This window comes from Lentzea alba (assembly GCF_047445655.1).
Classification (GTDB): Bacteria; Actinomycetota; Actinomycetes; order Mycobacteriales; family Pseudonocardiaceae; genus Lentzea; species Lentzea alba_A.
In genome coordinates this window covers 1-11,885 of sequence record NZ_JAJAEG010000027.1, presented here as the reverse complement: position 1 = coordinate 11,885, position 11,885 = coordinate 1, and the positions used below count along the sequence as shown (strand labels likewise).

Below are 11,885 nucleotides of genomic sequence, written 5' to 3'. Positions count from 1 at the left end.
TCACCGGTTCAGCCACCGGTCGAACGCGGTCAGGTGGTGCTGCGAAGCGGTCAGCAGGTGGCTGTAGACGCGCTGGACGTCGGGCGCGCTGAGGCCGTCGAGCGACTGGCGCAGCAGCGAGATGTCCGTCGTTTCCACCGTGCGGCCCGCTTCGAGCGCGGCGTCCTGGCTGCCGGATCCCTTGGCCAGCAGCTGGTCGTAGGTCGCCTGCACGGCCGGGGTGGTGAAGCGACCGGGCGCCTGGTTCGCGGTGGGATCGGTGATCCCGTAGCGGGTCATCAGGGTCCGCACCGCGTCGAGGTGCGTGGTCTCCGCCGCGGCGATGCGGTCGAAGATCTGCAGGTCGTAGCGGTCGGCGAACGCGGTGTACAGGTCGTGCGCCAGCTTCTCCTCTTCGGCGTTGGCCGCGAGCGTTGTGCGTTGCACCTCCGTGAGAGTGCCGCTCGGGTCGACGACGCCGGGGATGCCGAGGCATCCGCCGTCACGCTGCCCGCCACGCGGCATGGTCATCCCTCCGGGGCCAGGGCCAGGGCCGGGGCCGGGCATCGGCGGAGGATCGCTCGCCAGTGCGAGAGTTCCGGCGAACACGCCTGCCGTGACGATGCCGGCAGCGGTGATCGCGGCGATCCGGGTCCGGGTCTTCATGGCTCCTCCTCTCCTCGTGACGACCTCATGGTCCCGCCGGGCGGAGGAGGCCACGTGCAGGTCGTGTGGAGATGACGTGGAGCCCGTCGCGGCGGGGTACTTGGACCCTCGATCGCGTCGGTTCTCCCGCGTACACAGGGATTCGTGGCTGAGACGGTGCTCGTCGTCGAGGACGAGAAGGAGATCCGCGAACTGCTGCGCCGCTACCTGGAGCGAGCGGGTTTCGCCGTTCTGACCACGGGTTCCGGGGCGCAGGCGCTCACGATGGTCGCCGATCGGGTGGCCTCGCTCGTGGTGCTGGACCTGGGCCTGCCCGACGTCGACGGCGTGGAGGTGTTGCGTGCGGCGCGGGAGGCCGGCGCGACGCCGGTCGTGGTGCTGACCGCCCGCGGAGCGGTGGAGGACCGGATCCGCGGGTTCGAGCTCGGTGCCGACGACTACGTCACCAAACCGTTCAGCCCCACCGAACTCGTGCTGCGGGTGCAGGCGGTGCTGCACCGGGCGAACGTCGCGGCGACCCCTGCGGTGATGTCCTTCGCGAACGGTCGTCTGCTGATCGACGAGTCGAGGCACGAGGTGCGCTGGAACGGTGACCTGCTGGAGCTGACACCGACCGAGTGGGGCCTTTTGGCCGTGATCGCTGCCGTACCGGGACGGGTCTACTCCCGTTACGAGCTGATCAACCAGGTGCGCGGCTATGAGTTCGAGGGTTACGAACGAACCGTCGACTCGCACGTGAAGAACCTGCGCCACAAGTTCGGCGAGTGCGGGCAGGACGTCGTGCAGACGGTGCACGGCGTCGGCTACCGGTTGGGGCTGCGCCGTGACCGGTGAGAGCCCGACCGCCTGGGGTCCGTTGAACAGAAGGCTTTTCGTCGCTTTCGTGCTGGCCGCGCTGTCAGCCGTGGTGGTGCTCGCGGGAGCCGCGTTGTGGGGGACGGGACAGGGGCTGGCCTCGGCAGAGGCGCAGGCCCGCCAGCAGGCCGCCGCACGGGTCGCCGACGCCGTCGCGGCCGCCCACGTCGCCGCGGGTGGCTGGGACGGCGCGGATCTGAACTCCGCGTCGACGCTCGCCGCGGGCGCGGGTGCCCGTCTCGTCGTGCACACCGCCGACGGCCGCGTCGTCTCCGGTCACGGACGGGGCGTGCCGATGAACTCGGGCGCGGGGTGGACGGAGGCTCCCGTGGTGGTGTCCGGCGAGGTGGTCGGCACGGTCCGCCTGGCGTTCGGTGCGCCGGCGTCCGCTGCCCGGGAGATCGCCTGGGGCTGGATCGCACTGGCCGCCGTGGTCGCGCTCGTGGTGGCGGGGTTCACGAGCTGGTTCGTGGGCAGGCGGATCGTCGTGCCGCTCACGCGCCTCACCCGTGCCGCGCGGCGCATCTCGGCGGGGGATCGCTCGGCGCGTGCCGCGGTGGAGGCTCCTGGTGAGCTCGGTGAGCTGGCGACCGCGTTCGACCACATGGCAGGCGAGGTCGCGCGCTCCGACCAGGCGTTGCGGGACCTGACCGGTGACGTCGCGCACGAGCTGCGCACCCCGCTGGCGACCCTGCAGGCAGGCCTCGAGGAACTGCGCGACGGCCTGGTCCCGCCGGACGCCGGGCGCCTGACGAGCCTGCACGACCAGGCCCAGCGACTGGGCCGGATCGTGCAGGACCTGACGGAGCTGGCCGACGCGGAAGCGGCGGCGTTGTCGTTGCGGTGGCAGGAGACCGACCTCGCCGCGGTGGCCAGGACCGCGGTGACGGCCCACGCCGCACATCTGCGCGCCGCGGGTCTGCGGGTGCGCCTCGAACTCGCGGACGACGTCGTCGTCCGGGCTGATCCGGACCGCCTGCACCAGGCGCTGGGCAACCTGCTGGCCAACTGCGCTCGCTACCTGAGGTCAGGCGACGTCGTCACCGTGCGCGTGCGCCGCTCGCCCGGCGCGGCGGTGGTGGAGGTGCGGGACACCGGGCCCGGAATCGCCGAGGACGAACTGCGGCACGTCTTCGAACGGCGCTGGCGTGGCCGTGCGGGTCACACCGTCGCGGGAACGGGCATCGGGCTCGCGGTGGTCCGGGAACTCGTGGCCGCGCACGGCGGCACCGTCACGGCCACGTCCAGCGCCGAGGGCACCGCCTTCACGATCAGCCTGCCGTGGTGACCAGCGAGTCCAGGGCGGCCTGGATCCGCTCGCCCGCCTCCTCGGCGATCGGGCGCAGTTCCTCCCGCTCCGGCACCTCGGCCATCAGGGCGGGGTCCAGCGCCTGCACCAGCGTGTGGTCGCCGTCGGCGCGGACGACGACGTTGCACGGGAGCAGCAGGCCGATCATCCGGTCGACTTCAAGTGCCCGGTGTGCCAACGGCGGGTTGCACGCGCCGAGAATCACGTACGGCTCCACCTCGACGCCGAGCTTCTCCCGCATGGTCGCCCGGACGTCGATCTCGGTCAGCACACCGAAACCCTGTTCCTTCAACGCCGCGCGGACGGCCGGGACGGCGTCCTCGTAGGGCAGGTCGAGTGTGATGGTCAGGTCGTACTTCACGGGTGGTGGCTCCTTTCAGCGGTGTGGCCGGGAGGTGGCGCGCACCTGCTCCATGTTGAGCTCGCCGACCTGGGTGATCAGCTCCTCGAGGGCGGCCGCGGGGAGTGCGCCGGGCTGCGCGTAGACGACGACTCCGTCGCGCACGACCATCAGGGTCGGGATCGACGAGATGCCGAACGTCCGCGCCAGGTCGGTCTCGGTCTCGGTGTTCACCTTGCCGAACGTGATGTCGGCGTGCCGGAGCGCCGCCTGCTCGAAGACCGGTGCGAACATCCGGCACGGGCCGCACCACGACGCCCAGAAGTCGACCAGGACAGTGCCCGGCCGGCCCACGATCTCGGTGAAGTTGGACTTGGTCAGCTCGACGACCGCCATGAGGCTCTCCTCTCGTCAGGTACCCCAGGGGGTATCTGTTCCAACGTCGTTCGCGGCGGGGTTGTTCCGGTGCTCAGGTACCCTGGGGGGTACAGAAGGAGGTTCTTGGTGGAGTTGAACGAGGAAGTGCTCACCGACGTGGTCAAGCGGCTGCGGCGCGTGCAGGGGCAGGTCGGCGGGCTCGTGCAGATGATCGAGTCCGGACGGGACTGCAAGGACGTGATCACGCAGCTGGCCGCGGCGTCGCGCGCGCTGGACCGGGCCGGCTTCAAGCTGATCGCCAGCGGGCTGGAGCAGTGCATCTCCGACGGCTCCGAGCAGTCGGTGGCCGACCGCGCTCAACTGGAGAAGCTGTTTCTCGCACTGGCCTGACCGAGCAGGCACACCGGTGGCAGCACGAACCAGCGCAGCGACTCGAAGTCCTCCGGCAGTCCGGTGGGGCCGTCGTCGAGCAGGTCCGCGCGAGAGGTGAGCAGGCACCGGGCGTCCTCCAGTTGCGTGGCCAGGACAGCGTCGTCCGCCGGCGCTGACGGGTGGGGCGGGGGAGTGTCGCCGGTCCCGATGGAACGCAGATCGGGCAGTCCCAGCGGGACGGTCGCTGTGGCGCGGTGCCGCCACAGCCCGGTGTGCGGGTCGAAGACGTAGTCGGTCAGCAGCCGGTGGCCGTAGCGGGCGACCAGCCGCACGGCCTCGACGAGGTAGTCGCGGACTGCGTCGGTGATGAAGTAGTTGAAGTTCAGCCGCACCCAGCCCGGTTTGACCCCGTCGCAGCCGATGGCGACCTCGTGGTCGTAACCACGGGAGTGCGCCGTGTCGATGGCGAGCAGCCGGTGCCCGTACGGCCCGGCGCAGGAGCAGCCGCCCCGCGACTGGATGCCGAACAGGTCGTTGAGCACGGCGACCACGAAGTTGTGGTGCAGGAACCGGTCTCCGGAGCGGACGCGGAACGACACGATCGACAGGCGGGCCGCGTCGTGGCTGCCGAGGATCTCGATGCCGGGCTCGTCCTCCCACGTGGCAAGGGCGTACCGCCACAGGCGTTCCTCCCTGGCCTGGATCAGGCGGGTGCCGACGGCGTCCTTGAGCGCGAACACCAGACCGGCACGAACGGACTCGACGATGGCGGGCGTGCCGCCCTCCTCGCGGGCGACCGGATCGGTCAGGTAGCGGTGGCCGAGCGGGTGCACGAACGCGACGGTGCCGCCACCCGGCACGGTCGGCACCCGATTGGTGACCAGTTCCTTCCGGACCACGAGCACGCCGGGGGTCTGCGGGCCACCGGGGAACTTGTGCGGTGACAGGAAGATCGCGTCCTTGTGGTCGCCGCGGCCCGGTGCGCTCTCCCGCACGCGGACGGGCACGTACGGGGCGGCGGCCGCGTAGTCCCAGAAGGACAGCGCGCCGTGGTCGTGCAGCAGTGCGGCGATGCTGTCGGTGTTGGTGAGCACGCCGGTGACGTTGGAGGCGGCGGAGAAGCTGCCGATCCTCAGTGGACGGTCGGCGTGCCGGACCAGCTGGTGGCGCAGCTCGGCCACGTCGATGTGCCCGCGGGCGTCCTCCCCGATGACCACGACGTCCGCGATGGACTCGCGCCACGGCAGTTCGTTGGAGTGGTGCTCGTACGGGCCGACGAAGACGACGGGGCGCTGGTCCGCCGGGATCTGGTCCAGCAACGAGTACTTCTCGCTCAACCCCGCCGGGAGTCGCAGTTCGAGAACGGCGACCAGCTTGGCGATCGCGGCGGTCGCGCCGGAGCCGCAGAAGATCACCACGTCGTCGTCGGTACCGCCGACCGAGTCGCGGATGAGCCGCCGGGCCTGCTCGCGCAGCCTCGTGGTGTACAGGCCCGTGCCGGAGCTCTCGGTGTGGGTGTTGGCGTAGCGGGGGAGCACGTGCACGCGGATGAAGTCCTCGACGAAGTCCAGCGCCCGGCCGGACGCCGTGTAGTCCGCGTAGATGATCCTGCGCGGACCGTAGGGACCGTCGAGAACCTCGTCGTCGCCGATGAGGCCGCGCCGGATGCGGTCCAGCAGAGGCGAGGCCCCCGCGTCGAGAACGTTGCCCATCACCGGTTCATCGTGGATCGCGGCGCGAGTCCGCCGACGCTGTCGATGGGCCCGCGTGTGCGAGGACGAAGGCCCCTGGGGGCAGGTCCTGCAGCGCCGAAGACTGGCGGACATGACCAAGCAGATCGTGATCCTCGGCGGTGGCACGGGCGGCACTCTGGCGGCCAACAGGCTGCGCCGCGCCCTGGACGCCGAGTGCGAGATCACCGTGGTCGACCGCGACGACGACCACGTCTACCAGCCGGGCCTGCTGTTCGTGCCGTTCGGGCTCGCCCACGCGGACGACCTCGTCCGGTCCCGGCGGCGCCAGCTGCACGACGGCATCACCTACCGCGACAGCGGCGTGGACCGCATCGACGTGGAGGCCAACCAGGTGCACCTCGCCGGCGGCGGCGCGCTCGACTACGACGTCCTGGTCATCGCGACCGGTGCCCGGCTGGTGCCGGAGGAGACCGACGGTCTCACGGGACCGGGCTGGATGAGCAAGGTGTTCAGCTTCTACGACCTGGCTGGCGCGACCGCGCTGGCACGGGCGCTGGAGGAGTTCGACGGCGGCCGGCTGGTCGTCAACGTCGTGGACCTGCCGATCAAGTGCCCGGTGGCGCCGCTCGAGTTCTGCTTCCTGGCCGACTGGTACTTCCAGGAACGCGGCATCCGCGACCGGGTCAGCCTGACCTACGTCACGCCGCTGGACGGGGCGTTCACCAAGCCCGTCGCCTCTCGCACGCTCGCCGGAATGCTGCAGGACAAGGGCATCGAGCTGGTGACCGAGTTCAACACCGGCGAGGTCGACGGTGCCGCGGGGAAGCTGATCTCCTACGACGAGCGCGAGGTCGACTTCGACCTGGCGGTCGTGGTGCCGGTGCACGGCGGAGCGGAGTGTGTCGAACGGTCCTGGGGACTGGGCGACGCGCTCGGGTTCGTGCCTGCCGACGAGCACACGCTGCGGTCCAAGGTGCGGGAGAACATCTTCGTCATCGGCGACGCCGCGGCGATCCCCACCTCGAAGGCGGGATCGGTCACCCACTTCGAGGGCGAGGTGCTGACCCGCAACGTGGCCCGGTTCCTCGCGGGCGAGGAGCTCGACGCGAGCTTCGACGGCCACACGAACTGCTTCATCGAGAGCGGGTTCGGCAAGGCCCTGCTGATCGACTTCAACTACGACACCGAGCCGTTGCCCGGCCACTACCCGTCGGCCGTGGGACTGCCGCTGCTCGCGGAGTCCAGGCTCAACCACCTCGGCAAGCTGATGTTCTCGTGGCTGTACTGGCACAGCCTCCTGCCCGGCCGGGACCTGCCCGGCGTGTCCGCCGCGATGCCCGTCGCGGGCAAGCGGTTCGAAGCCCGGTGAGGGAGTTGCGAATGTCCACAAAGGTGTACGCGGGGACCGAGGTGCCGGTCAACGACGAGGGGTTCTTCGTCGACCCCGGGCAGTGGAGTGAGGACATGGCGCCCGAGATCGCCCGTGAAACGGGTGTCGGCGACCTGACCGACCGGCACTGGCAGGTCATCAGGTTCATGCGCGCGGAGTTCGCGGAGAAGGGCACCGGTCCCACGGTCCGCGCCCTGGGCAAGACCTCCGGGGTCAGCGTGAAGGAGCTCTACCAGCTGTTCCCGAAGGGGCCCGCGAAGCTCGCGGCCCGTATCGCCGGTATTCCGAAACCGCGCGGCTGCATCTGACCCGAAAGGACCGTTCGCGATGTCGGACAAGATCGAGAAGGTCTCCATCATCGTCTCCAAGGGTTCCCTGGAGGGGATCTACCCCGCGCTGATCATGGCCAACGGGGCCCGTGCGGAAGGCATCGAGGCCAACCTGTTCTTCACCTTCTTCGGGCTCGACGCCGTCCACAAGGCACGGCACGAGCACATCAAGCTCGCCACGGTCGGCAATCCCGGTCTGCACCTGGCGACCTGGGCGGGCGGGCTGCCCGGCGTGTCCACGGTGATGACGCGCTACCTGTCGCACAAGATGGAGGAGCTGGACATCCCGCCGATCCCCGAGTTCGTCGAGATGATCGCGGACACCGGGGCGGGTCTGTACGCGTGCCAGGCCTCCGTCGACCTGTTCGGTCTGTCCAAAGAGGACTTCATCGACCAGGTGCAGGACATCATCACGGTCGGCGAGTTCTACGAGCTCGCGGCGGGCGGTCAGATCATCTTCACGTGACCGGCGTCAACGCGAGCGGCAACGCGCACAAGCAGCCGAGGGTGACGAGCGCGGCGACCAGCAGCAGGACGCGCGGCCGGGTGGTGCCGAGGTGCCGGTGCCGGCCGAGCAGGACCAGCGTCACCGCCACGGCGGCCGTGCAGACCGCGGGTGCGGTGGCGATGCCCCAGCCGCGCTTCGCCGCGACGTGCAGCAGCAACAACGCGCACGCGGCGGCCGCGAGCGCGGTGCGGTTCCACGCCAGGTTCGTGCGCTCGGGCTGCAGACCGGGGTCGCGTTTCACCCGATGATCACCAGGACCGCGGCGAGCAACGCCATCAGCAGCACCCCGCCCGCGAGCACTCCGACCATCGGGCTGTGCGGCAGCGGGTCACCCGTCCTCATCGCCTGTTGTGCACGGCGCCATCGCGGGAAGCTGGTGGCCGCGACCACCGCGGCCAGGACCGTGCAGGCGACGGCCAGCGCGGTCGTGGCTCCCGGCACGGCGAACGGGGGCACGAGCTGGCGGACCGCGACACCCGCGGCGAGCAGGCCCAGTGCGGTCCGGATCCAGGCGAGGAACGTGCGTTCGTTGGCCAGGGTGAACCGGTAATCGGGTTCGGTGTCCGGTGGTTCGGCCATCCACCCCTCCTCGTGCACAGGGGCGAGTGGCGGTGCTCGAAGGGGCGTCCGCCCCTGGTCGCCCGCCTGCTCGCGGATTCTTCTGGAGTCATGATGCCTTGGGACAGAGTTGATCCCGATGTGCCGGGCCGCCCGGTGATCGACCGGGCGAGTCCGACGGACCGTGCGTTCCTGGCGATGGACGACGACCGCTCTCCCGCCCACTTCGGGGTGATCCTGTTGTTCGGCGAGACCGGCGGGTTCGACGTGGCCCGCGGCCGTCAGGTGCTCGCCGAGCGCGTCGCCGCGGTGCCGCGACTGCGGCAGCGGCTGGTCCGGACTCCGTTCGGCTGTGGCGGGCCGATCTGGGTCGACGACGAGGACTTCGACATCGAGAACCAGGTCCGGGTGGTGCGCTGCGCGGAGCCGGGGGACGAGCGGGCGTTGCTCGACACGGCCTACGCACTGGTCTCGACACCGCTGGCGCGCAACGGCCCACGGTGGTCGGCGGTGTTCGTGACGGGGCTCGTCGAGGGGGCGGTCGCGCTCGTGGTCGTGCTGCACCACGTGCTCGCGGACGGGGTCGGCGGTCTCGCCATCCTGGCAGGTCTGGCCGATCCGGGACCGCGTGCGCAGCGTTCTCCCTTGCCGCGTCCGGGGGTGGTTCAGTCGGCGCTCGACGGGCCGGCAGATCCGGGGCCGGCTGCGCCTGTGCCGCGTTCGCCTTTGCTGCGTCCGGGGGTGGTCCAGTCGGCTTTCGGCGGGCCGGCAGGTGCGGGGCCGGCCGCGCCGCCGCCGCGCTTCCCCCAGTCCCGTCCAGGGAGGGTCCAGCTGGCCCTCGACGCGCTGTCCCGCCGGGTCCGTGCGGTGCTCGGAGTCGGCACAGCGGTGCGCCTGCTGCGAGCTTCGATGGCGGCGGCGGGCGGGGTGAGCCCTCAGCGCGCGACGCCGTGCTCGTTGTTGCGGCGCACCGGAGGGAGGGGCAGGCCGGTGGTGGTCCGCGTTCCTGTGGCGTCAGTTCGGGCGGCGGCGCATCGCTGCGGTGGCACGACCAACGACGCGATCCTGGTGGCGGTGGCTTCGGCACTGAACCGGGTGCTCCGCGCGGACGAGGAGGAGCTCGACACCGTGGTGATCGGCGTGCCGGTGTCCGGGCACGCGTCCGGCGAACCAGCGAGGGGGAACATGGTCAGCCCGCTGCTGGTCGCCGTTCCCGCCACCGGCGACCTGGCGCAGCGGCTGCGATCCACCGCGGGCTGGGTGCGCACGCACAAGGCCGCGGCTCAGGGACCGCCGCCGATCGCGTTGCTGGGCTGGCTGTTCCGGCCGCTGGCCGCACTCGGCGCCTACCGCTGGTACATGAACCACCAGAACCGGATGCACACCCTGGTCAGCCACGTCCGCGGTCCGAGCGAGCCGATCACGTTCGCCGGACGACAGATCCGGTCGGCCATTCCGATGGGCGTGGGGGCCGACGGCAACATGACCGTCTACTTCGAAGTGTTCACCTACGCGGGCATCGTCACCATCACGGCGATCGCGGATCCGGTCCGGTTTCCCGACCTCGACGTTCTCGCGCAGGCGGTGAGCGACGAGCTCGCCCGGATGGGAACGCTCTCACCCGGAGGGCGGTTGTGACGCGACCGGGATCTGCGCCACGGTGACGCCTGACAACGTTGTCCGGGGAGGTCGCGTGATGCGTGGAGTTCGTGCGGTGCTGGTCGTGGTGGCGACCGCCCTGGCCCTGCTCGTGCCCGCTGGTCCCGCCGTCGCGGGCGGCACGCCCGACTACCCCGAGTTCCCGTACCCCTCGACGACCTACCAGGAACCGTTCCGGGGGCAGTTCCACTTCAGCTCGCAGTCGGGGTGGATGAACGATCCCAACGGGCTGGTCTTCGCCAACGGTCTCTACCACTTCTTCTACCAGCACAACCCGCACGGTCTCGAGTGGGACACGATGCACTGGGGCCACGCCACGAGCCCGGACCTGGTGCACTGGACGCAGAAACCGATCGCGCTGGAACCCGGCGTGCACCCCGGCACGCTGTTCTCCGGCGGAGGCGTCGTCGACAAGGACAACACCTCCGGTCTCAAGACGGGCGTGCTCGACCCGATCATCGTCTTCTCCAACACCAACGGCGTCAGCGTCTTCTACAGCAACGACAACGGCCGCACGTTCCAGGCGTACGACCGGGGGCGCAAGCAGATCGAGATCCCGCACGAGAGCCGCGATCCCAACGTGGTGTGGGACGCCGACCGGCGCCAGTGGGTCATGGTCGTCTGGTCGAACCGGGGTGGCAACGGTGCCGACATCTACACCTCGCCCGACCTGCTGAGGTGGACGTTCGCCAGCCGGTACGCCGCGGACTGGCTGTTCGAGTGCCCGGAGTTGTTCGTGCTCCCGCTGGACGGCAGGCCGCACTGGGTGCTGACGTCCGCGACGGGCGAGTACGTGGTCGGCGCCTTCGACGGCACGACGTTCCGCACGGACCGGCCGCAGCCGAAGAAGATGAACCTGGGCACCACGTACCCCGGAGGTTCCTTCTACGCCGCGGAGACGTTCGACGGGACACCCGACGGCCAGGTGGTGCAGATGGCGTGGCAGGGCGGCAACCGCGGCAGCACCTGGACCGGCAACGCCACGTTCCCGGTCACCCTCGGCCTGGCCGGTTCGCCGGACGGCCCGAAGGTGACCAGGACACCGGTCGCCGGGCTGGACTCGCTGCGGGCGGACAGCCGTACCTGGCGGAACGCCACGGTGACCGGCACGAACAACCACTTCGCCGGAATCCTGGCCGACACCTACGAGATCACCGCCCGGTTCGACCTGCGCGGCGCGACGGCCAGGGAGTTCGGGTTCGCGCTGCACAGCCGTTCCGACGGCACCGCGGACAGCACGGTCACCTACGATCGCGCCGCGGGCACGTTGTACGGCAGGCCTTTCCAGCCCACCGGCGACGAGGTCAGCGTGCGGTTGCTGGTCGACCGCGGCCAGCTGGAGATCTTCAGCGGCGACGGGCTGTTCTCGGTGGCGGACAACGTGAACTTCGACTCGGCCGCGGTCAGTCAGGGCATCCGGCTGTTCGCGACCGATGGTCAGGTGAGGCTGAAGGACGCGAAGTTCACCCGGCTCAGCACGAGCTGGGGCACGGCGCAGTCCACGTTGGAGAGCACCCTCGCGGGCCCCTGGCACGCCACGGCGGGCTCGTGGAGCGACGTCGCCGGGGGCAAGCGGGGCCAGACGGCCGGTGACTCGTTCTACCTGAGCGCGAGCACCGGCGGCGACGCGGTCTACCAGGGCGACCTGCGCCTGGACACCGCGCAGGCGACGGGCTTGACGTTCCGGGCCGGTGCGGATGGTGCCGGCTACACGGCGAACATCGACGCGGGTGGGCTGGTGAAGTTGTGGCGTCCTGGTCGTGACATCGCCGTGTACGCGACGCCGATCGTGCAGGGCCGCAGCTATCACCTGAAGGTGCAGGCGACCGGCTCCCGCATCCAGGTCTG

14 protein-coding genes are annotated in these 11,885 nt (G+C 70.5%); 8 read left to right on the top strand and 6 right to left on the bottom strand.

Annotation, left to right across the window (positions count from 1 at the left end; all coding sequences use genetic code 11):
* Nucleotides 1–645, bottom strand: coding sequence for a DUF2202 domain-containing protein (locus tag LFM09_RS35900; protein WP_414101049.1), 645 nt, complete (start codon nt 643–645; stop codon nt 1–3).
* A 144-nt stretch (nt 646–789) separates the two neighbouring features.
* On the opposite strand from LFM09_RS35900, the gene LFM09_RS35895 reads away from it, so the two are divergent.
* Together LFM09_RS35895 and LFM09_RS35890 are read left to right on the top strand one after the other, a co-directional pair.
* Nucleotides 790–1,479, top strand: coding sequence for a response regulator transcription factor (locus LFM09_RS35895; RefSeq protein WP_414101048.1), 690 nt, complete (start codon nt 790–792; stop codon nt 1,477–1,479).
* On the top strand, nt 1,469–2,788 hold the full coding sequence (locus LFM09_RS35890; protein ID WP_414101047.1) for a sensor histidine kinase: 1,320 nt from the start codon (nt 1,469–1,471) through the stop codon (nt 2,786–2,788). Before LFM09_RS35895 ends, LFM09_RS35890 begins: the two co-directional genes overlap by 11 nt.
* Here LFM09_RS35890 and LFM09_RS35885 read toward each other — a convergent pair.
* Together LFM09_RS35885 and trxA are read right to left on the bottom strand one after the other, a co-directional pair.
* Complete coding sequence (locus LFM09_RS35885) at nt 2,772–3,170, bottom strand: DUF302 domain-containing protein (protein WP_414101046.1); 399 nt, start codon at nt 3,168–3,170, stop codon at nt 2,772–2,774. The two genes, LFM09_RS35890 and LFM09_RS35885, sit on opposite strands and share 17 nt — an antisense overlap.
* 15 nt (nt 3,171–3,185) lie before the next feature.
* Complete coding sequence (gene trxA, locus LFM09_RS35880) at nt 3,186–3,545, bottom strand: thioredoxin (RefSeq protein WP_414101045.1); 360 nt, start codon at nt 3,543–3,545, stop codon at nt 3,186–3,188.
* A gap of 108 nt (nt 3,546–3,653) precedes the next feature.
* Here trxA and LFM09_RS35875 point away from each other — a divergent pair, with 108 nt between their 5' ends.
* Nucleotides 3,654–3,917: a metal-sensitive transcriptional regulator gene (locus tag LFM09_RS35875; protein WP_112273893.1), complete on the top strand. Its 264-nt coding sequence runs from the start codon at nt 3,654–3,656 to the stop codon at nt 3,915–3,917.
* Here the strand turns inward: LFM09_RS35875 and LFM09_RS35870 are convergent.
* The gene (locus tag LFM09_RS35870) at nt 3,884–5,611 is read right to left on the bottom strand and encodes an aminotransferase class V-fold PLP-dependent enzyme (RefSeq protein WP_414101190.1); all 1,728 of its coding nucleotides are present in this window, start codon (nt 5,609–5,611) and stop codon (nt 3,884–3,886) included. The genes LFM09_RS35875 and LFM09_RS35870 overlap by 34 nt on opposite strands.
* Nucleotides 5,612–5,723: 112 nt before the next feature.
* On the opposite strand from LFM09_RS35870, the gene LFM09_RS35865 reads away from it, so the two are divergent.
* The 3 genes from LFM09_RS35865 to LFM09_RS35855 are packed head-to-tail and all read left to right on the top strand — an operon-like array spanning nt 5,724 to nt 7,778.
* The gene (locus tag LFM09_RS35865; protein ID WP_414101044.1) at nt 5,724–6,962 is read left to right on the top strand and encodes an NAD(P)/FAD-dependent oxidoreductase; all 1,239 of its coding nucleotides are present in this window, start codon (nt 5,724–5,726) and stop codon (nt 6,960–6,962) included.
* Nucleotides 6,963–6,973: 11 nt separating this feature from the next.
* The gene (locus LFM09_RS35860) at nt 6,974–7,291 is read left to right on the top strand and encodes a TusE/DsrC/DsvC family sulfur relay protein (RefSeq protein ID WP_414101043.1); all 318 of its coding nucleotides are present in this window, start codon (nt 6,974–6,976) and stop codon (nt 7,289–7,291) included.
* A gap of 19 nt (nt 7,292–7,310) precedes the next feature.
* Nucleotides 7,311–7,778 (top strand): DsrE/DsrF/DrsH-like family protein, encoded by a 468-nt coding sequence (locus tag LFM09_RS35855; RefSeq protein WP_112273900.1) that lies wholly within the window; start codon nt 7,311–7,313, stop codon nt 7,776–7,778.
* Here the strand turns inward: LFM09_RS35855 and LFM09_RS35850 are convergent.
* Complete coding sequence (locus LFM09_RS35850) at nt 7,771–8,061, bottom strand: DUF202 domain-containing protein (RefSeq protein ID WP_414101042.1); 291 nt, start codon at nt 8,059–8,061, stop codon at nt 7,771–7,773. The two genes, LFM09_RS35855 and LFM09_RS35850, sit on opposite strands and share 8 nt — an antisense overlap.
* Nucleotides 8,058–8,399, bottom strand: a complete 342-nt coding sequence (locus LFM09_RS35845; protein WP_414101041.1) for a YidH family protein — start codon at nt 8,397–8,399, stop codon at nt 8,058–8,060. Before LFM09_RS35845 ends, LFM09_RS35850 begins: the two co-directional genes overlap by 4 nt.
* A 93-nt stretch (nt 8,400–8,492) precedes the next feature.
* Between LFM09_RS35845 and LFM09_RS35840 the strand changes: the two genes are divergently transcribed.
* Both LFM09_RS35840 and LFM09_RS35835 read left to right on the top strand, forming a co-directional pair.
* Entirely contained in the window at nt 8,493–10,016 is a 1,524-nt protein-coding gene (locus tag LFM09_RS35840; RefSeq protein ID WP_414101040.1) for a wax ester/triacylglycerol synthase domain-containing protein, read from the top strand.
* Between the two features lie 58 nt (nt 10,017–10,074).
* The coding region (locus LFM09_RS35835; RefSeq protein ID WP_414101039.1) for a glycoside hydrolase family 32 protein at nt 10,075–11,885 on the top strand (1,811 nt) is incomplete at its 3' end.